At 52.0% G+C, this 18,590-nt stretch carries 19 protein-coding genes, 1 tRNA gene and 1 other RNA gene; 13 read left to right on the top strand and 8 right to left on the bottom strand.

Annotation, left to right across the window (positions count from 1 at the left end; all coding sequences use genetic code 11):
- Positions 1 to 90 precede the first annotated feature (90 nt).
- Positions 91 to 2,034, top strand: coding sequence for an HD domain-containing phosphohydrolase (locus VMT71_15855; protein ID HVN25447.1), 1,944 nt, complete (start codon positions 91 to 93; stop codon positions 2,032 to 2,034).
- Between the two features lie 83 nt (positions 2,035 to 2,117).
- Complete coding sequence (locus VMT71_15850) at positions 2,118 to 3,287, top strand: pyridoxal phosphate-dependent aminotransferase (protein HVN25446.1); 1,170 nt, start codon at positions 2,118 to 2,120, stop codon at positions 3,285 to 3,287.
- Here VMT71_15850 and VMT71_15845 read toward each other — a convergent pair.
- On the bottom strand, positions 3,284 to 4,036 hold the full coding sequence (locus VMT71_15845) for a radical SAM protein (GenBank protein ID HVN25445.1): 753 nt from the start codon (positions 4,034 to 4,036) through the stop codon (positions 3,284 to 3,286). The genes VMT71_15850 and VMT71_15845 overlap by 4 nt on opposite strands.
- 108 nt (positions 4,037 to 4,144) lie before the next feature.
- On the opposite strand from VMT71_15845, the gene VMT71_15840 reads away from it, so the two are divergent.
- Positions 4,145 to 5,266: a CapA family protein gene (locus tag VMT71_15840; GenBank protein ID HVN25444.1), complete on the top strand. Its 1,122-nt coding sequence runs from the start codon at positions 4,145 to 4,147 to the stop codon at positions 5,264 to 5,266.
- On the opposite strand, the gene VMT71_15835 is transcribed toward VMT71_15840, so the two are convergent.
- On the bottom strand, positions 5,209 to 5,688 hold the full coding sequence (locus tag VMT71_15835; protein HVN25443.1) for a BCAM0308 family protein: 480 nt from the start codon (positions 5,686 to 5,688) through the stop codon (positions 5,209 to 5,211). The genes VMT71_15840 and VMT71_15835 overlap by 58 nt on opposite strands.
- 140 nt (positions 5,689 to 5,828) lie before the next feature.
- On the opposite strand from VMT71_15835, the gene VMT71_15830 reads away from it, so the two are divergent.
- From VMT71_15830 to VMT71_15805, 6 genes are all read left to right on the top strand, one after another.
- The gene (locus tag VMT71_15830) at positions 5,829 to 6,125 is read left to right on the top strand and encodes a hypothetical protein (GenBank protein HVN25442.1); all 297 of its coding nucleotides are present in this window, start codon (positions 5,829 to 5,831) and stop codon (positions 6,123 to 6,125) included.
- The gene (locus VMT71_15825; protein HVN25441.1) at positions 6,119 to 6,964 is read left to right on the top strand and encodes an HDOD domain-containing protein; all 846 of its coding nucleotides are present in this window, start codon (positions 6,119 to 6,121) and stop codon (positions 6,962 to 6,964) included. The genes VMT71_15830 and VMT71_15825 overlap by 7 nt, the downstream gene beginning before the upstream one ends.
- On the top strand, positions 6,961 to 7,890 hold the full coding sequence (locus tag VMT71_15820) for a diguanylate cyclase (GenBank protein ID HVN25440.1): 930 nt from the start codon (positions 6,961 to 6,963) through the stop codon (positions 7,888 to 7,890). Before VMT71_15825 ends, VMT71_15820 begins: the two co-directional genes overlap by 4 nt.
- A 53-nt stretch (positions 7,891 to 7,943) precedes the next feature.
- Complete coding sequence (gene def / locus VMT71_15815) at positions 7,944 to 8,435, top strand: peptide deformylase (GenBank protein HVN25439.1); 492 nt, start codon at positions 7,944 to 7,946, stop codon at positions 8,433 to 8,435.
- Positions 8,436 to 9,359 carry a methionyl-tRNA formyltransferase gene (gene fmt / locus VMT71_15810; GenBank protein HVN25438.1) on the top strand — a complete coding sequence of 308 codons (924 nt, stop codon included), beginning with the start codon at positions 8,436 to 8,438 and terminating at the stop codon, positions 9,357 to 9,359. It abuts the gene before it with no gap.
- A gap of 95 nt (positions 9,360 to 9,454) precedes the next feature.
- Positions 9,455 to 11,143, top strand: coding sequence for a LysM peptidoglycan-binding domain-containing protein (locus VMT71_15805; protein ID HVN25437.1), 1,689 nt, complete (start codon positions 9,455 to 9,457; stop codon positions 11,141 to 11,143).
- On the opposite strand, the gene VMT71_15800 is transcribed toward VMT71_15805, so the two are convergent.
- The 3 genes from VMT71_15800 to VMT71_15790 all read right to left on the bottom strand — a co-directional run bounded on the left by VMT71_15800 (position 11,140) and on the right by VMT71_15790 (position 14,329).
- A complete protein-coding gene (locus VMT71_15800; protein ID HVN25436.1) occupies positions 11,140 to 11,592 on the bottom strand; it encodes a GNAT family N-acetyltransferase in 453 nt (150 codons plus the stop codon). The genes VMT71_15805 and VMT71_15800 overlap by 4 nt on opposite strands.
- Before the next feature lie 134 nt (positions 11,593 to 11,726).
- Entirely contained in the window at positions 11,727 to 12,959 is a 1,233-nt protein-coding gene (locus VMT71_15795) for an HDOD domain-containing protein (GenBank protein ID HVN25435.1), read from the bottom strand.
- A 116-nt stretch (positions 12,960 to 13,075) separates the two neighbouring features.
- Positions 13,076 to 14,329, bottom strand: coding sequence for an HDOD domain-containing protein (locus VMT71_15790; GenBank protein ID HVN25434.1), 1,254 nt, complete (start codon positions 14,327 to 14,329; stop codon positions 13,076 to 13,078).
- A 241-nt stretch (positions 14,330 to 14,570) separates the two neighbouring features.
- Here VMT71_15790 and VMT71_15785 point away from each other — a divergent pair.
- The 4 genes from VMT71_15785 to rnpB all read left to right on the top strand — a co-directional run bounded on the left by VMT71_15785 (position 14,571) and on the right by rnpB (position 16,227).
- Positions 14,571 to 14,643, top strand: a tRNA-Ile gene (locus VMT71_15785).
- A gap of 110 nt (positions 14,644 to 14,753) precedes the next feature.
- On the top strand, positions 14,754 to 15,464 hold the full coding sequence (locus tag VMT71_15780; protein ID HVN25433.1) for a C4-type zinc ribbon domain-containing protein: 711 nt from the start codon (positions 14,754 to 14,756) through the stop codon (positions 15,462 to 15,464).
- Entirely contained in the window at positions 15,461 to 15,868 is a 408-nt protein-coding gene (locus tag VMT71_15775; GenBank protein HVN25432.1) for a ribonuclease HI family protein, read from the top strand. The genes VMT71_15780 and VMT71_15775 overlap by 4 nt, the downstream gene beginning before the upstream one ends.
- An RNA gene (gene rnpB / locus VMT71_15770) (RNase P RNA component class A) lies at positions 15,861 to 16,227 on the top strand. Before VMT71_15775 ends, rnpB begins: the two co-directional genes overlap by 8 nt.
- Before the next feature lie 505 nt (positions 16,228 to 16,732).
- Here the strand turns inward: rnpB and VMT71_15765 are convergent.
- From VMT71_15765 to VMT71_15755, 3 genes are all read right to left on the bottom strand, one after another.
- Positions 16,733 to 17,614 carry a hypothetical protein gene (locus VMT71_15765; GenBank protein ID HVN25431.1) on the bottom strand — a complete coding sequence of 294 codons (882 nt, stop codon included), beginning with the start codon at positions 17,612 to 17,614 and terminating at the stop codon, positions 16,733 to 16,735.
- Positions 17,614 to 17,823, bottom strand: coding sequence for a hypothetical protein (locus tag VMT71_15760; GenBank protein HVN25430.1), 210 nt, complete (start codon positions 17,821 to 17,823; stop codon positions 17,614 to 17,616). The genes VMT71_15765 and VMT71_15760 overlap by 1 nt, the downstream gene beginning before the upstream one ends.
- A 109-nt stretch (positions 17,824 to 17,932) precedes the next feature.
- On the bottom strand, positions 17,933 to 18,208 hold the full coding sequence (locus VMT71_15755; GenBank protein ID HVN25429.1) for a hypothetical protein: 276 nt from the start codon (positions 18,206 to 18,208) through the stop codon (positions 17,933 to 17,935).
- Between the last annotated feature and the right edge of the window lie 382 nt (positions 18,209 to 18,590).

Genomic DNA, 18,590 nt, shown 5'->3' with positions numbered 1-18,590 from the left:
GGGCGGAGGTAGGAACTGCAAGAGGGGCCTGGGTTGCGCAATCCGGGGGATGCGTAATCGGGGATCTGAAAGGGATGAGGTAATTCAAGAGTGCATTGGGTAGGTGAACGGGATACCGGCGCTGGAGTCACGAACCAGATCCGGATCCTTGTTGTTGAAGATGAGAGTGTTGTCTCCAAGGACATTCAGGAGAGCCTGAAAGGCCTTGGATACGGCGTATGCGGCACGGCCTCTGCGGGTGAGGAGGCAATCAGGAAAGCAGAGTCGCTGCAACCCGACCTCGTTCTCATGGATATTGTACTGAAGGGCGACATCGACGGCGTGGAAGCCGCAGAGACAATTCGATCCAAGTTTCACATCCCGGTAATTTATCTCACTGCGTACTCAGACGAGTATACGTTAAACCGGGCAAAAGTCACCGAACCTTCGGGGTATATCCTTAAGCCGTTTGATGAGAGAGAATTACACACGACCATCGAAGTTGCCATGTACCGCCATACCATGCAGAAACGGCTCAAAGAGAGCGAGCGATGGTTTGGTACCACTCTCAGGAGCATAGGCGACGCGGTCATAGCCACCAATACACAGGGACGCATCACGTTCATGAATCCTGTAGCAGAGGTCCTGACAGGCTGGAAGCTTCCGGAGGCTCTCGACAAGGACCTCAGCGAAGTCTTCAGTGTCAGGGATGAGGACGGATGCATTCTGCTCAAGAACCCGGTAGCAAAGGTACTGGAGGAAGGCCTTGTTATTGATCTGAGAAACAACATACTTATCGGGAAGGACGGCAGCAAGCTCATCGTGGATGACAGCGCTGCTCCAATTGTAGACGACAACGGGACCATAGTCGGTGCAGTGCTCGTTTTCAGGGATGTGAGTGAGAGGCAGAAGGCCGAGCAGAAACGGACAAAGATGAACAGTCTGCTTATGGCCGTCCGGAACATGAACGAGAGCCTGCTTCGGGTGAAAAGCGAGCCCGAGCTTTTTCAACAGATCTGTGAATCTCTCGTGACGGTTGAGGATTTCAAGCTGGTCACCATAAGCCTTCTTGATAAGGACCGATATGAGATCAGACCAGTGGCCCATGCGGGTTCAGCCGATGGTTTTCTCATCTTCTGCACCCTTTCGTGGGACGAATTGGCTGCCGGCCGCGGCCCCACAGGAACAGCGATCTCCACCGGAGCGCCCTGCGTTGTGAATGATACACAACACGATCCTTCGTATGCCCCGTGGAAGGCGGAGGCCATGAACCGTGGCTTCAGATCGACCATTGCCCTGCCGCTCGTCAGCAATGGTGAAGTGATGGGGAGCCTCGAAGTCTATTCCGGGGAAAAGGATTCCTTCGGCGCTGAGGAGATAGAGTTCTTGATGGAGGCTGCAGGCGACATAACAGTGGCATTGAAGTCTCTCCGTTTGGAGACCGAGCTTGCCACGAGCCTTCAGGGCATGAAGAAAGCCCTTACTCAAACCGTGGAAGCTATAGCGTGCATGAGTGAAATGCGGGATCCTTATACGGCTGGTCATCAGCGCCGGGTTGCGAAGCTCGCGTCAGCAGTGGCTCAAGAGATGGGCATGTCTGAAGACCAGATCGAAGGCATCAGGGTCAGCGGCTTTCTCCACGATGTCGGCAAGATCGTTGTGCCTGCAGAAATACTGAGCAAACCCGGCCGCATCAACGATGCAGAATTGAGCCTCATCAGGACTCATTCCAGCGTCGGCTACGAAATACTCAAACTCCTGGAATTCCCTTGGCCTGTCGCCAAAGCTGTGCTCCAGCATCATGAACGCCGCAACGGCTCAGGCTATCCGGCCGGGCTTACGGCTGAGGCGCTGACGGTAGAGGCAGAGATTCTGGCAGTGGCGGACGTTGTGGAGTCGATGGCGTCGCGCAGGCCGTACAGGGAAGCCCTCGGCATAGATAAAGCCCTCGAAGAAATATCTGAAAAAAAGGGCATTCTTTATAGCCCTCAGGTTGTAGATGCTTGTCTTCGGCTCTTCCGCCAAAGAGGTTTCACCTTCGACGAAAAGGGCTAAACAGGCACCCGTGCGCGTCCGTATCTGAAATCTCCCGCCTGAACACCCGCACTCAAAAAATGGTATGCTTACGCCTGAAGAATATGAGCGGCCGGAACAACATACTGTTGACCGGGAAGGCGAAGAGGATAGGGCCTTTCTATGTCATGGAACTCTTGGAGCAAGCGCGCGAGATAGAGCGCAAAGGAGCAAAGATCGTCCATCTGGAAATAGGTGAGCCTGATTTCGACACGCCTCAAGCGGTGAAGAGAGCCGCTATCCAGGCGATAGAGGAGAACCGGACCTTTTACACGGAAAGCCTTGGGCTTCCCGCGCTCCGCCAAAAGATTGCCGAACACTATCAAAACGCCTACAAGGTGTCCATCTCACCGGAACGCATCATTATTACGAACGGCACTTCAGGTGCGTTCCTCCTCTTGTCGGCAGTGCTGCTGAACAGGAGAAGGAATCTTGTGCTATCAGACCCCGGATATCCCTGTTACAGGAATTTTGGCCTGCTCGCCGATGCCCGCATTGCTCCCATACCTATCTCTGAGGATACGGGATTCGAGATCACAGAAGAGAATCTTCGGCAAGAGGGAAGGCTGCCCCATCTCATGCTGGTTGCCAACCCGGCGAATCCGACCGGCACAGTCTACAATCCCGAAACGCTGGGTCGGCTCTCGTCGTACGTCCGGAAGAAAAGAGGCGTCATGGTGGTGGATGAAATTTATTCAGGACTTACGTACGGAGACCCATTTCGCACGGCGCTTTCGATTTCAGATGATATTGTGGTTGTGGATGGCTTTTCGAAAACCTATGCCATGACAGGTTGGCGGCTGGGGTGGGTAGTTGTTCCGCCGGCGCTTGTCCGTCCTATGCAGAAGGTTGGGCAGAATGTCTTCATCTCGCCTCCTACGATTTCCCAGTACGCGGCCATGAGCGCTTTCGACTGTGTGGCGGAAGTGGACCGAATGAGGCAAATTTACCGGGAGAGGCGAGATTTTCTCCTGCCGGAATTGAGGAGAATTGGCTTCTCAGTGCCTGTTGAGCCCAAAGGAGCTTTCTATATCTACGCGGGAATCGAGCGATGGAAGCTCGACAGCATGCGCTTTGTGGAAAAAGCGCTTCATGAGGCCGGGGTGGCGCTCACGCCGGGGTACGATTTCGGGAACTTCAGGGCAGATTCCCATGTCCGTTTTTCTTTTGCAAATAGCCTGGAGCAGCTCAAAGAAGGTTGCCGCAGGCTTGAAGCATGGCTGCAGAATATTTAACAGATCTCCGTGGGCACGGCGTTGAATGAGTCGCGAAGTCTCTCGATGACGCTGTGCACGTACGCGGGCTTGAGCCAATCCTCCAGACTGTGAGCCCTGTAAATAGCCAAAGTTTTTGAAGAGTAGTTCATCGCATCTATCAAGACCCGGTCCACGTGAGGACGTATCTGCTTCGCGAGCGCCTCGGGACGCATAGGCAGCACAGGCCCTATAAAGACATAGGTTCTGATTCCGGCGTCGCGGAGAGAACGAAGAGCGGCGAAGCGCTTTTCCACGGATGGGGCTTGCGGCTCGAAAATCCGCCTTACCCGATCGTCATCGGTTGTTATGGTCAATCCCACCTCGATGTGTTTACACTTCTCGATCACGTCCACGTCTCTTGTCACGAGAGGGGATTTCGTAAGAACCTCGACAGGGAATTCGTACTTTGAAAGCACTGAGAGGCACTCACGCGTAAGTTTATACTTCCCTTCAAGATGCTGATAAGGATCGGTGACGCTGCTGAGAATGATGGTGCCGTTCTGGGCCCGCGGGAGTTGACGTCCGAGAAGCACCGGTGCATTCAGTTTCACGTCCACGAATTGGCCCCATGGCTCAGTATGGCCGCTATATTTCTTCATAAAAGTGGCGTAGCAGTAACGGCATCCATGGGAGCACCCTGTATAGGGATTGACGGTATAGCTGATGCCCTCGATCCCGGACCGAGAGAGAATGGACTTGGCCTGTATTTCCCTGACGACTAGGCTCACGCGTTATTATAACACGCAGGCACGATTGCGCGGGGGCACGAGAGACGCGAAGCACGGTGTGTTGGAAAGAGATCTGGCGGTGTGCTACAGTTACTCCGAGGTAACCCATTGGCGACTCTACTGTCCCGTTGCGCGTTGTGCATGACTCCCGCGCTGATATTCCTGCTGATCACAGTATCTGTCGACCCTGCAGTCCAACAGAAAAGATTTCTCACGATCGCGGCGGTCGGTGATGTCATGATGGGGACGACCTTTCCTGCAGAGAAACTCCCTCCCCACGACGGGCAGCATCTTTTTCGAGAGGTACGGAAGAGCCTGAGGGGCGCAGACGTAGTGTTCGGCAACCTGGAGGGTCCCCTTATTGACGGAGGCATCACAGACAAATGTGCCGGCCGGGAAGAATCGGCAGTGTGCTACACGTTCAGGACGCCGACCAGATACGTTGCGCACCTGGCGGAGGCAGGCTTCAACGTGGTGAGCACCGCGAACAACCATATCCTGGACTTTGGGCTTGAAGGGGAGAGAAGTACCCGGGCAACCCTGCGGGGCGCATTTGTGCAGCCGGCAGGTGGTAAGGACGTTGCAAGGATTCGCGTCGCCGGGAAAAGAGTGGCTCTGGTGGGGTTTTCCTTTTCGAAGAACGGCTCATCTTTCCCGTCAGTCCTGGACATCAACGGCATGAGGCGCGTAGTGAAAAAACTGAAAGCCGAAAACGATATTCTTATCGTCTCGTTTCATGCAGGCCCCGAAGGAACAGATGCGCTTCACATAGGCGATGGCGCCGAATTCCATGAGGGGGAAAGAAGAGGCGAGACAAAACGATTTGCTCATGAGGCGGTGGATGCCGGAGCAGACCTGCTCATAGGGCACGGTCCGCACGTCGTACGGGGCTTCGAACTCTACAAGAACAAACTGATCGCGTACAGTCTCGGGAATTTCGCTACGTACAGAGGCATCAACACGCAGGGTCTCAGTGGGATCAGCCTGATACTCCACGCCGAACTGGACCTGGAGACAGGGAATCTTGTATGGGGAAGAGTAGTCCCGGTGAGGCTCCGTAATGGCGGCATTCCCTTCAAGGACCAAAAGCAGGCAGCGCTGCACCTTATCCGAACGCTTTCCTCAGAGGATTTCAGCGAGCAGAACCTGCGGTTTGACAATACGGGGGCTTTTTATGCCTCGCCTCTCCTCCAGAATATCCGCGCGTATTTCTCACCTTCGGGGTATTGAACCGAAAGTTCGCCCTTGTATGCCTTGTTGACCGCTTCGCCTATCCTGCGGGCAATATGCTCATAGGTCGTGCGGATCTCTATCTTCGTGCCGGTGTCTATCAAGGAGATGATCCTCTCAAGGGGACGGGACGTTTGCTCCGCCTTTTGGGTGTTCGCGATAATGTTCATGATATCGCTCTTGTGCTGCAAAAGAAAATCGCCTGCGAGGGTTACGACGCCGCCTTCGAACTTGTCTTCTATTCTGCGGCATGCTGGACAGACCATCTTGGCTGCTTGCGGGGGCAATTTCTTGACCCATTCAAATGCGCCATTCCTGAAGAGAACACCGCACCGTTGGCACACTGAAGGATCACGGTATCTCTGTTTGACGAAATAGGGATCATGTACATCTTCCTGCAACAGCCTATCTTGTCTTGCCATGTTTTCCCTCCACGGTGTGATTCTGTTTGCCTGATACAATATAAGCCCCGACTATCAAGATATCATCCTCAGGTTGAAAAAAATTGCTTTTTGCATTTAACCTGAGGCCGCTATGGTCGATAACGTATTAGAGGAATCGTATGTCTAGGATTGCACTCAAATACGTGGAGGTCGGCATGCAGCTTTCGAAAGCTGCATGCAACGATGCCGGCGTGAAGCTTATCAACGAGGGCACTGTCGTAACGGATAAGATTATTCAGAAACTCGTCAATGCAAACGTCCGGTACGTATTCGTAAAGCGCGAGGCGGACGCAGTACGCCTTGAAGACGAGCTATCGGCCCTGGATGCACGATTCGCCAGGACCCGCGGAAAGCCGCACATGGAAGAGCTGAGAAACCTACTGCAGGGGCATTTAGAGGAGCTTTACTCGTGCTGACTGCACGTGACGTGAGATCGCAAATTGAACAAATGGGTGCGCTTCCCACCATCCCGACGGTTCTGAGGAAGTTGCTGGAAATGTGTGAAAATCCGAGAGTTTCACTGGCTGAAATAGCAACGGTTGTCTCTCAGGACCCTGTACTTGCCGCAAAAATTCTGAAAGTCGTGAATTCACCGATTTACGGATTTCCAGGGCGCATATCGTCGCTGACCCAGGCTTTGCTCCTTCTCGGTTTGAATGTCGCCAGGGGCTTGCTCCTCGGGGTTTCTGTATTGGAGATTATGCGCAAATCGATTGTCGGTCTCTGGGAGCACTCCGTTGGCTGTGCGATAGTGTGCGGAATCATCGGTAAGAAAAAAGGACTGAAGGACCCGGAGGAGGTCTCGGTGGCCGGATTGCTCCACGATATCGGCAAGGTCTTCCTTAGCCTCCAGTTCCCGGACGTGTACAAGCAGTCTATGGACGAAGCCGGCACGAGGTGTATGTTTATCACTGAAGCGGAGAGGGAATTTTTCGGCGCGACGCATGGTGAGGTCGCTGCCTGGATAGGAAAGAAGTGGAATTTTCCGCGCAGCCTGGTCGAGGAGATCGCGTATCATCATCGGCCCACTCTTGCGAAGCATTACGGCCTCCAGACGGCGATCGTGCATTTCTCCGATATACTTGTCAGGGGAAGGGGTTTCGGCTTTGCGGGTGACGGACTGGTGCCGAACGTCAACGAGACCGCCTGGCGGTTGCTGGATCTTTCCGACGCGGATATACGAGAGATATTGATCGCTACGGAGGACGTGCTGTCACAAACGGAAGATCTCCTGGTGCCGGGAAGGGCAGCTTGAAATCGGTCGTGCTGCTCACTGCGGATCTGGTCCTGCGAAACAAGCTGGAGCGTCTTCTGGCCGATTCCTTTCGTGTGGTTCTCTTCAGTAATATTCAATCCTCCCTCGACTATGTATACAGCTCTATGCCCGACCTTATTGTCATCGAGTCGGCAGGCGTCAATGATCCCTGGACATGGGGGATCCTGAGCGACTTAAAAAACGATCCGATTTTTGGCCAGATTCCGGTCATGGTCGTCGCTGAAGATACCATGGTTTCACCCAACCGGCACGGCATGATCGCGGATGATTACGTGAGAAAGTCGAACCTGGAGGCTGAATTGAGGGCCCGCGTCGAGTTATGCCTGCAGCGGTCAGCCCGTTTTGTGGAGATCAACCCATTGACAAGACTCCCCGGCAATATCGCCATCCTCAAGCAGATACAGAGCAGGCTTGATTCAGGCGAAGTCTTTGCGGTGGCCTGGGCTGACCTCGATGACTTCAAACCATTCAACGATAAGTACGGGTTCTCTCGCGGCGACGAGGTGCTCAAAATGGTAGGAAGGCTGATTCTCAACACAGTCAAGGAGGAGCAGCCGGCCAACAGCTTCATCGGCCACATCGGAGGAGACGACTTCGTATTCATCGTCAATTACGAGCAGGTTGGCGTTATATCAGAGAAGATCATACGAAATTTCGACGGCATCATCTCGATATTCTACGATGAGGAGGAAAGGGAGAAGGGTTTCATAGAGGCAGTTGACAGGACCGGAAACAGCCTCTCTTTCCCCATAATGTCCATCTCTATCGGCGTGGCGCACAACAAATTTGTACCATTCACCCTCTCAGTTGAGATAACGGAAATAGCTTCGGAGATGAAGCGCTATTCCAAGCAGACGGAGGGTAGTTGTTATAGACTGGACAAACGCCTGACCCGCAGAACATAAGGAAGTATCCGCGCAAGTTGACTATGCCATGACGCCAGATTAAAATATGGGCCATGGCAATCCATCCCATCCGAAAGTATCCCGATCCGGTGCTCAGGAAAGTTGCTGACAAGGTGACCGATGTCTCTGGTGAACTCTGCAGGCTCTCAGAAGACATGATCGAAACCATGCGTGCGGCTCGGGGCGTGGGTCTGGCAGCTAACCAGGTAGGTCTTGCTGTGAGGATCATAACCCTCGACATGGGATTGGAAAAGGAATCGGAGCCGCTCGTCCTCATTAATCCTGAGATTATTGAACTCGCTTCAGAAGAGACCGCCGAGGAAGGCTGCCTGAGTCTGCCCGGATTTTACGAGACAGTGAAAAGGGCAAAGAAGGTACTGGTGAAGGCTGTCGGTGTGGACGGCAAAGAATTCACAATGGAGTGCGAAGGGTTGTTGGCCAGGGCTTGTCAGCATGAGATTGACCACCTGAACGGGATTCTCTTCGTAGACCATTTGAGCCCCATCAAGAGACAACTATTCCGAAAGGAATATATGAAGGAGTAGATGAGGGTACTTTTCTTCGGTTCCTCACGTTTTTCGGTTCCTCCTCTTCAATCGATTCATTCCCTGGTCTCTTTTGTTGTTACGAAAAGAGCAAAGCCAAAAGGGCGGGGTTATGTGGTGGGTGACAGTGATGTGGCTCAGTTTGCACGTAGCCTTGAATTGCCTCTTTTTGAGCTTGATTCTTTCAAAGATCCGGTTGCCCATGACATAGCGGCGCTCAGACCGGATTTGCTCGTGGTAGTCAGCTTTGGGCTTATCATACCTAAATGGTTTCTCGATGCGCCGGCGATCGGCTCCATCAATGTTCATCCTTCGCTTCTGCCGAAATATCGTGGACCTGCGCCCATTCAGTGGGCTGTCCGAAACGGAGAGTCAGAGACGGGCATCAGCATCATCAGAATGAGCGAAAGGATGGATGCAGGTGACATCCTGTATCAGGAGCGGTTTTGTATTGAGGAGAGCGAAGATGCTGAAAGGCTGTCAGAGAGGCTTTCCCAAAGAACAGCAGTGCTGCTACCAGGATTTTTAGGAGAGATCGAACAGGGCGGACTGCCGGAAGGCAGGGCTCAAAAAGAGGAGGATGCTACCTACACTCCCATGATCAGCAGGGAGATGGGGCTGATCAATTGGGCTGCAGGTGCAAGTGAGATCGTAAGGCAGGTCAGGGCGCTGGTAGGCTGGCCCACAGCTTACACGTATATCGACGGCAAGCTGTTGAAGGTGTTTGCAGCCGACTTTGGGCACCGAACTGAAGAGGCGGAGCCGGGCAGGGTGCTCGAAGTATTGCCTGGAGGGTTGCTGATAGCCACGCCGGGCGGTTCTGTCCTGTTAAGGGACGTACAAATGGAGAATCGCAAGAGAATGAATGGCGCGGAATTCGCCAGAGGCTATAGGGGCATACTCGGTAAAAAGCTAGGCTTATGACGCACTTAGGTCATTTTTCTGTTGACAGACAGGCTTTTGGACTTTATTATCAAGATAGTAGGGCCGGTGGTATTCTTTTTGCTAGGACAGGAGGGATGAGAAAAGCGCTGCTCGGACTCGTGTGCATGCTGGCTGTTTTCGGAATGGCAACTGCCCTCGCTCCAAATGGGTCTAGCGCAATAGCGTCCGTACCGGTGGCCGTGCCGATGTTAGAAGATCGGCAGTCTCTGGCAAACGACCGGAACGATCTGAGTATAACGCTGCCTGCCGGGAAGGGGAGGGCGGTCGGTGATCCGAGTGATTCCTCCTCCGTTGAGATAGAGGAAGAAGAGTCGCCTCTTCTTGTTGGCCCTGGTTCCCTTGAGAACTTTGATATCCCCGTAGTTTTCAACGAGGCTGTTCAATACTTCATCCATTTTTTCACCGTCGAAAAGAGAAAAGTCTTTACGAACTGGCTGCGCCGCTCGGAGCGGTACGTGCCGATGATCAGGGACATATTGAGGCAGCACAATCTGCCTGAGGACCTTGTCTACCTGGCGATGATTGAGAGCGGCTTCAATACGAGGGCTTATTCGCCGATGAAGGCGTGCGGCCCATGGCAATTCATCTACGAGACCGGGGAGCGATACGGCCTCAGAGTGAATCACTGGGTTGATGAGAGAAGAGACCCGGAAAAATCAACCATAGCAGCGGCACGGTACCTTCGAAGCCTGTTCAATCAGTTTGGTGACTGGTACCTGGCAGCGGCCGGGTACAATGCTGGAGAAAAACGGATTGAAAGGGCGATACTACGCCATGAGACAACCGATTTCTGGGAGCTGAGCAAATACAATACGCTGCCGAAAGAGACGCGGGAATATATTCCTCAACTGATAGCTGCGGCCATTATTGCGAAGAATCCCGAAAAGTATGGATTCACCAACATCGCGTATGAGAGCCCTATCGAGTTTATTCGGGTACAGGTCCCGGGGGGTGTGCGGCTCGAGACTGTAGCGCGCGCCGCGTCTGTTGAGATGGCCGTAATCAAGTCGCTCAACCCGGAACTGCTGACAGGCATAACACCGCCCGATGCACAGTCTTATGCTATGAAACTTCCAACTGGGATTGAAGCACAGGAGTTCCGGGAGAATATGGTTCAGGCGCTGCAGAACGAACGTAAGGTAAAGGGTTTCACGACGCATATCGTGAAGAAGAAAGATTCTCTACCGAAGATCATGAAACGCTACGGCGTCTCCTATGCCGAGCTCACACTGGTCAATTACTGCGATGGAGGCCTGAAAACAAAGCAGGGAAGCGCGATCTACATTCCATCATTCTATAAGCAGGTTGCGAACAAAAGCGAAGAGGACGTCAGGACGGCAGGTGCACCGAAAACGGAAGTGTCGGCGAAGCATTTGGAAGCCCGCAATGAGACACCTGCAGTACCCAAGACGGCTCCCAAGGCTGAGAAGAAGAAAGAAGTAAAGGCGTTTCACATTGTCAAGAAAGGTGAGCGGCTGACAGATATCTCCGAGAAATATGGTGTTGATGTCGCCACACTGAAAGAGATCAACAGGCTCAAGAAGGACCAGATTTACCCGAACATGCGGATCGAGCTGGTCAGCAAGAAAATGACTCAGCCCAGACCGGCCGCAAAGTATCACACGGTGAAAAAAGGAGAGAACCTTTCAGACATCTCTGAGAAGTATGGCGTGAACATGGTAACGCTGAAGAAGGTAAATAAGCTCAGAAATGATCGCATTATGGCTGGCATGAAGTTGCGCCTGCCCGATAAGAAAGGCTAGACTTTCAGGACAAGATTAATCATATCCCCGCGTGTAAATCCCATCGCATGGAAAAACTGAAGAAGATCCCAATCGTTCCAGTTAACAAGCGTATAAATGGTATCAACACTGTGAGCCCTGAGATTGGTTACTAACGCATTGGCCAGCTCTTTGGCTATGCCTCGATTCTGGTAATCCGGATCTATACCGATTGTGTCTATCCAGCCAATGTTGTTCGGGACTTTGAATTCCCACCCGCTGACCTCGCCGAGAATGAAACCCGTCACTTTCCCGTCTACCTCGGCTACAAGAGATGCGTCGTGGGGGCGCGAATCAGCTTGCTTGATGATCTTCGTCACCCAGTAATCTCGTCGTGGTTCCCCGAGCACCTTGGTGTCTATGTCAACGATTGCGTCAAGGTCGTCGTCCCTCATAATCCTGATGGTGAGTTTGTCAAGGAAGTTGCTCATTATGAATCTCCATCGCGGGCGTACGGGTGCTCCTGTACCGCGAATATTCGTTGATTGTGTGTTGCTTGTGAATTCTATAACATAGGCGAATGAGAAAAATCAACCACTTTCGGGCAGGCTATTATAAAGAGGCGTCAGTTCCCGGAATCCTCTTTGAGGCTCGCAATCTGGTCAGCCCATTCGACCGATTCCAGGTAGAGCTTTGGTACTATTGTCTGGTTTAGCGAGAGCTTATTGATAGACTTCAAGAACTTCTCCCAATTCCCGCTCTGATAATTTATAACCAGTTCAAAAATATCCCTGTATTTGTTCTTGATGCCGAGGAGGGCATTCTTCACCTCGGCAGATAGGTGCATCGACTTGACTATCTCAGACAAGGGCCTACCGATAAGAACGTCCAGCAGGGAAAACATGCCCACGAAAAAGAGTTCTGACTCGGCCCCCTTAAGGCCAACGTGAGGGGTGAGTGCCTCGCACATTTTGGCCCTGATGAGGGAAGTGACGATGACTTCAGATGGTTTGTCCTTCCCGATGAATGTGAAGAGGACGAGGGAAGCCCATTTTCTCACTTCACTTTCGCCCAGTAAGACCATAGCGTGCCTGATAGAGGTGATATGCTCGCGGAGTCCGAAATATGCGGAGTTGATGTAGTTAAGCAGCGTGTAACACAGGGAAGGATCCTGCTTGATCACCTTTTCCAGCTGAAAGAAGTCGAGTTCCCGGCGGTTTACTTCCCGTACCATCTCCATGTAATTGAGCTTGATAGTGGGGATGTCCTTCCCTGAAACCATTACCGGTTTGCTGAAGAAGTATCCCTGAAATAAGGCGTAACCTTTCGTGACTGCGTCCTTGAAGTCCTGCCTGGTTTCTACCTTCTCAGCCAGAAACTGTTTTGAGTACTGTGACAGGCGCTGGATAACCTTTCCGCGATCTTGTTCAGGCGTAAGTTTGAAGTCGACCTTGACAATATCGGCAATCTGAAGAAAAGCGTCCTGAGTGGTGTTGGCGAGCGTGTAGTCGTCGAGTGCCAGGGTGAAACCTGCTTCCTTCAAATCACGACACGCCTTAAGAGAGGGCTCGTCCGGCTCCACATCTTCCAGTATTTCGACGACGGTTCGATCGTTGGGAAGACTAAGAGCCACGCCGCTCACGAGCAGATCTTTGGTGAAGTTTATAAAGGCTTTTTTTCGACCGGTAAGTACTTCGGGCCCTGCCATGAGAAAGGCGTTACGTATTACACTGAGCGAAGCCTGGCTTCCGTCAGTTCCTTCATACGCATTAGCGGAACCCGAACGGTAGAGCAGCTCATACCCGTACACCGCCTGGTGCGCGTCGAAGATCGGCTGTCGTGCTACAAAAACGTCCATGCTGCCTTGCTCACAGTCCCGTCAATCCTGGGTGGTAAACACAAAGACCCGCTCCAGGGCGTCTCCAGGGGGCGGCACACCGTTCATTACCCGCCGCCTGCGATAGGCCGAAATGTTCAGCTGGCCTCTTTTTCCTGTGTGACTCGCCGCAAATCGTCATTTAGCGATGCTTGGTATTCAAGCATGGCTTTTGTCTCGATCGAGAGGAGATCAATGGGGCGAATGCCCAGCGAGGTACATTTGTTACTGAGCTCTTCATACTTTTCATCATCGAGGTCTTCGGTGATGGCGAGCAACGTGCCCAGGACTCCTGCCCGCTCCGTAAGAGCGTCGCGAATTTCGTCCGCAAGGCTCAGCTTTTCCACGATTTCTTTAAGTGGTTTTCCAAAGAGCACGTCAACGAAAGAAAGCATACCGACAATGAAGGCGCTATCGGCGGCTGTCTTGCTCCCCGTCACGCGCTCGGCCAGCAGTTCCATCATGCGGCCGCGGGTGAGGACCTTCTCGACAAGCGGGTTGAAGGTGTGGTCCCGATGATCAACAGTGAAGAGGAGCAATCCAACCCATTTCTGCAGATTCCCGTAGCCGAGTAAAGCAATTGCCTGTCTTATGGAGGTAACGCGCTGCTGCACGCGGAAAAAGGCAGAGTTAATCAACTTGAGAAGTCCGAACGAAAGCTCCGGATTCTTCTTGAATACGGCTTCCACCTTGTACACGTCTTCGTCTCTGGCAAGGTGGGCCGAGAGCTCCAGGAGAAGCAGTTGAGACGGGGATACGGATTTTGAACCCGCTACGGGTTGTTTATAGTAGAATCGGCCTTCGTACAGGTCGAAGCCCAGGTCCTGGCAAATGGCGTACTCTTCCTCTGAGTTTACATCAGAAGCGAGGAGTTTGGCCGGTAGTTTCTTGACCAGGCTCACGTCTTCCGCCATCCTGGCATGATCTTTCCCGGTCGCGCTCAGCTCTACAAACTCGGCCACTTGCAGAAATGGCGAGAAGGACTTGTCGGGTGCGAATTTATTGAGGCAGAAACGATATCCCTGTTCGTGAAGGACCTTGCACTGCTCTATCAACACCACATTTTCCAGCGAAGTCTCACTGGAGATTCCAAGCACCACTCGTTCCTTCGGAACGAGTGCAGTGATGTGGTTATTTACCAGGTCCGGGCCAAGGTTGACTAATGCCAGCTTTTCTCCCGTTACCTGGCGAAGATCCCCTTCCTTCAGAAAAAGGGCGAGAGCCTCACCCTGAGATTTCGTCGGTATGACATCAGGCCGAAAGGCATTAATGTCACGGAATCGAACCTCATATCCGACGATATTCCGGCTCTTGTCTAACAGTGGATTCCTGGTCATAAAGGACTGGTTCATAGAGGCATTCCTCGCAATGCCGATAGTTTGATACTATAGGGATTCCCATCATTGGGGGAAGCAATAAGTATGCCAAAATGGTACGGTCGCACGTCCACCACGGATCTCGTGGGTTTCGCAAGAACCACGGGTGATCGTAAGAACGACCTAATGGAGCTTTTTTGACCGGAGTGGGCGAATATGGTGCTACGCCCGCCCCTTGACAATTGACCGGACCATCGGTTACACTGTCGAGTGCTTCGGGCCCATAGCTCAGCTGGAAGAGCCACCGGCTCATAACCGGTAGGTCCCTGGTTCGAGCCCAGGTGGGCCCAATTAATTAAGTGAGGCATGGATGAGTGTCATTTATTCCTGCAATAGGTAGGATTACCACGAGGGGGTGTACAGACCGTACACCCCCTTTTACATTCAAGGAGGCAGGCCGTTGATAGAGGAATTGGGTACGCTTTGCGAGATGCAAAAACTGGACACGCAGTTAATTGAACATGAACGGAAGAGAGCACAGGGCCCGAGAAGAATTGCTGAGATCGAGCAAGACCTCCAGAATGCGAAGGAAAAGCTGAGCAAAGAGAAAGAGGTCATTGAGGAGCTGGACAAGGAGAGGCGGCGAAAGGAGAAGGAGCTCGACGATGAGAAGGAAAGAATAAAAAAGGTGCAGTCAAAGCTTTACGAGATAAAGACGAACAAGGAGTATCAGGCAGTACTGAAGGAGACCGAAGCGGCTCAGGCGGCCAACGATAAGACTGAGGAGGAGATCATTCTGTTGCTCGAGCGTATTGAGGAGCTGCGCAAGGATTATGAAGCCTCAATTGCCTACGTGAAGAAGAGGGACAAAGAAGTCGAGATTGAAAAGAAGGAACTGGAAAAAGAGATGACTTCTGTCGAAGCTGTAGTGACAGAGCTGAGAAAACAACGCGATGCACTGTTAAAGAACGTGAGTAAAGAGGCCAAAGCGCGGTACCATACGCTGATGGAGAAGAGAAACGGACTGGCGATCGTCAACGTGAAGAATGGTGTCTGTCTGGGCTGCTACATGAACATTCCTCCGCAACTCTTCATCGAAGTCACCAAGAATGCCAGCCTGATCTCGTGCCCCAGTTGCAACAGAATCTTTTGCTATCAGGAAGAAGAGTGAGGGATTTATCCGTCTACGTGGATGGCGCTTCCCTGGGCAATCCGGGACAGTCAGGCGCCGGAATCGTCGGGTATGACGAAGCCGGCAATGAAGTCCGGAGGGAGAGCATACATCTGGGTACAATGACCAATAACATGGCGGAATACGAGGCCCTGGTGCGCGCGCTGCGCATGGCGCGTGAGATGGCCGTTGAAGCCGTGTCCGTTTATACGGATTCTGAGCTCGTTGCAAAACAGGTCCTGGGCTTATACAAAGTGAAGAATGACAGGCTGAAGAACTACCTCAACGAAGCACACCGTCTGATAGGCGAATTCAGAAGGTTTGAGATACGTCATATTCCCCGAGAGAAGAACGGGCTTGCAGACAAGCTCGCCAAAAGTGCAGCTGCACGGCAGCCGGGGTAGACGTGTAGCCGCGGGGAGCAATCCCTGAGGAAAGTCCGGGCGTCGCAGGGCAGGGTGGTCCCTAACGGGGACTGGGGGAAACCCTAAGGAAAGTACAACAGAAAGCATACCGCCTCGCTTCATGCGGGGTAAGGGTGAAAAGGCGGGGTAAGAGCCCACCAGCATTCAGGAGACTGAATGGCTTTGCAAACCCCACCCGACGCAAGGCCAAAAAGGGGGCTGCAGTTATCTGCGGCGGGGATGGCCCGTCCCTTAACCCAGGTAGGCCGCAAGAGGCTCAGAGTAATCTGAGTCCAAGAGAAATGGCTACAGGCTGATCACTTCAGCAACAGAACCCGGCTTACAGTCTACCCCGTCTGCTCTTTACATCCGCCTGCAAATCATCTCTGTGTTCGCGTCAAATAAAGTCATGCATGGCGCGTGAAATAAAGTCATGCAAGATTTTAAATAAAGCTATGCATGGTGACGGCGACCTAGCCACTCAATTCCGAAAGTGCGACCGTGTGATGATTTATAATGCTGCGGGTTACATGAAGAAACGGCAATCGTAAACATCGTTGACTAGGTCAGGCGCTTGCTTTATCACTTCAGCGAATACCTGAGAATAAACGAGTGTGACGGGGAGTGTCTTGTAGAGTGTGTTGTTGTTCCAGTCGACTTTCGTAAACCCAAGGATAGTCAGGCAAGTATCATACCAACCGCCATCTCCCGAAAACCGACGCAATATTATCGGGTCAGGCAGAGGTTTCAATCCTCCCTCCTTGAAAACCGGTTGATTCAGATTGATCGGATTGACTGACATCACCGTACCCTGTGTCCAGAGCAGGCATTCACTCTCTGTGAGTGGCTGGTACAAACCTCTATCTACCGGGTAATTTGTCGGCGTAATACCTTACCTTTGACGTAGGGATTAAGTTTTACACCGTACCAGTTATTTCTACGGACAACCTGTACCATTTCAATTTCGGTTTTGACTCCGAAGGCATCCAGCGTTCCCTGAATTTCCTCTTCAGTAAAATGGGAAGTCTTGTGAATGAAAATTTCGCGTGCTATGCGTCCGCTATGGCCACGCTGATAGACGAGCAGCGTCCGGGACAATACAGATTGCATCTCTTGATAGCTGAGATACGGATTACCTTTTCGATCAGTTGAGAATTCGCGCGTATCGTATGCAACGAATTCGAACCCGCTACCATCAGGGTCGAAGACTTGACTACAACAGGTAGTGTAGTCATTGCCATCAGGGTGTTTTTTTATTGCATAACTTAACCCGATACACGCCTCGTCCTTGTCGAATACGGCTAGCTTCCAAGGGATGTCACCCGCTTTTGCATAGAGCGCCACGCTCATGCCCCACATTACATTTGCCCTGCATGTGCGATTCAAAGACGTGTCATTGACTATCTGGATTGGCACACTCAAACGTGCCAGCTTTGCTTTGATTCCATCATGAAGATCAAACCCTTCATACTCGAAACAGTCCTTCCAGATGTCCGGTAGATACATCAATAGCACATCAAAGGAAGTTCGTTGAAGCAGAAGCCCCTTAAGTGACTCGAGAATGCAAGCAATGAGGGACTGACCGTCCTTTGATTGGGCGAGCTTGTGGCACTCGGGAGGTGCCTCCCATTTCAGATTTGTATTCGGTGTTACAATGGGAACACGGAAGACCTTATCGAAACCGTTGTACACCGGGTAGTAGTTTGTGGCCTCTTTAAGCGTAGCAGTGGTATTTAGTTCTGACATTATTCCATCATTCCATCCAGGGCCGAGAATGACTCACGAGGGGCGAAGTACGCTATTTTCACCGAGGCTGGATAATGGAGATCGGAGCTGTAAGGGCCAGCGTCCGTGAGGCCTCGTAGCGGGTGTATATCCCGGTGACCATCGGCAAATAGCAAGGATGGTTCAGGCAGGATCGTGTGTTCTGCGAGCATATATGCTCTATCGCTCACTTGTGCCCTCCCGCACGGCTGAACGCGACTTTGCTTCTTCACCAAACCGCCGTGCAAGTCAAGCAGAAAAAGGGGCGGGGCTAATCACCCAGCCTTTACGGAGGGGTGATTACTTACAAGAAATTACACCCGTCATAGTAGAAGAGCCTTGGGTCTGTGAATTGAAGTTGCGACTAATAACATCAAAATCTCCGCCACAAGTTTCCCTGGCTTTCGTATTCCAGTCACTCACAAGCTCTGAGTCCTTTCCAATCGACCTACTCTTGGCAAAGACTTCATATTGGTTATCTCCGATTTTTCTCACCTGGGTCGGGAGAGAACTAGAAGCACAAGCAACGATGACCATGCCAAGCGTAACTGCGAGCAGTAAAGTAATAATCTTCACGTAAGCACCTCCTTCTTATCTGGTTCTATGCGGCCTTTTGAAGTCCGTCGGCGCACTTGACTCAAGGTGACATAACATTGGCTGCATTTCTTGATTCTCCAACAAGCTCCTGCGCAAGTCAACTGGAATTTGCTGAATAGAACAAAAACCTCCGAAACATACCCTGATAAGATACTCGCTTTGCCTCGGTAATCCTCACACGGCGCAAAGGCGGATAATTCTGCCTTTGTAGATACTATGCTAGATTGCGTGCCCTCTGACGGGTATTGCTATACTCGAAAGAAAAACAAGGAGGCTCGCAATGAAGATGGTGGCGCAGATAGGTAAAGGGTCGTATGTAGGAAAACAGGTTTTCGTGGGGATCGACGTCCATAAAGAAAGC

This window comes from Syntrophorhabdales bacterium, assembly GCA_035541455.1.
Classification (GTDB): Bacteria; Desulfobacterota; Syntrophorhabdia; order Syntrophorhabdales; family WCHB1-27; genus JADGQN01.
Note: the sequence above shows the minus strand (reverse complement) of the source record. Positions and strands in the feature narration are given on the sequence as shown.

Excerpts from the sequence above, each read along its gene's own strand:
- fmt (HVN25438.1), top strand. The coding sequence starts at position 8,436 with ATGAGGGTACTTTTCTTCGGTTCCTCACGTTTTTCGGTTCCTCCTCTT.
- VMT71_15835 (HVN25443.1), bottom strand. The coding sequence starts at position 5,688 with ATGGCAAGACAAGATAGGCTGTTGCAGGAAGATGTACATGATCCCTAT.
- VMT71_15795 (HVN25435.1), bottom strand. The coding sequence starts at position 12,959 with ATGGACGTTTTTGTAGCACGACAGCCGATCTTCGACGCGCACCAGGCG.
- VMT71_15805 (HVN25437.1), top strand. The coding sequence starts at position 9,455 with ATGAGAAAAGCGCTGCTCGGACTCGTGTGCATGCTGGCTGTTTTCGGA.
- VMT71_15800 (HVN25436.1), bottom strand. The coding sequence starts at position 11,592 with ATGAGCAACTTCCTTGACAAACTCACCATCAGGATTATGAGGGACGAC.
- VMT71_15765 (HVN25431.1), bottom strand. The coding sequence starts at position 17,614 with ATGTCAGAACTAAATACCACTGCTACGCTTAAAGAGGCCACAAACTAC.
- VMT71_15850 (HVN25446.1), top strand. The coding sequence starts at position 2,118 with ATGAGCGGCCGGAACAACATACTGTTGACCGGGAAGGCGAAGAGGATA.
- VMT71_15830 (HVN25442.1), top strand. The coding sequence starts at position 5,829 with ATGTCTAGGATTGCACTCAAATACGTGGAGGTCGGCATGCAGCTTTCG.
- VMT71_15790 (HVN25434.1), bottom strand. The coding sequence starts at position 14,329 with ATGAACCAGTCCTTTATGACCAGGAATCCACTGTTAGACAAGAGCCGG.
- def (HVN25439.1), top strand. The coding sequence starts at position 7,944 with ATGGCAATCCATCCCATCCGAAAGTATCCCGATCCGGTGCTCAGGAAA.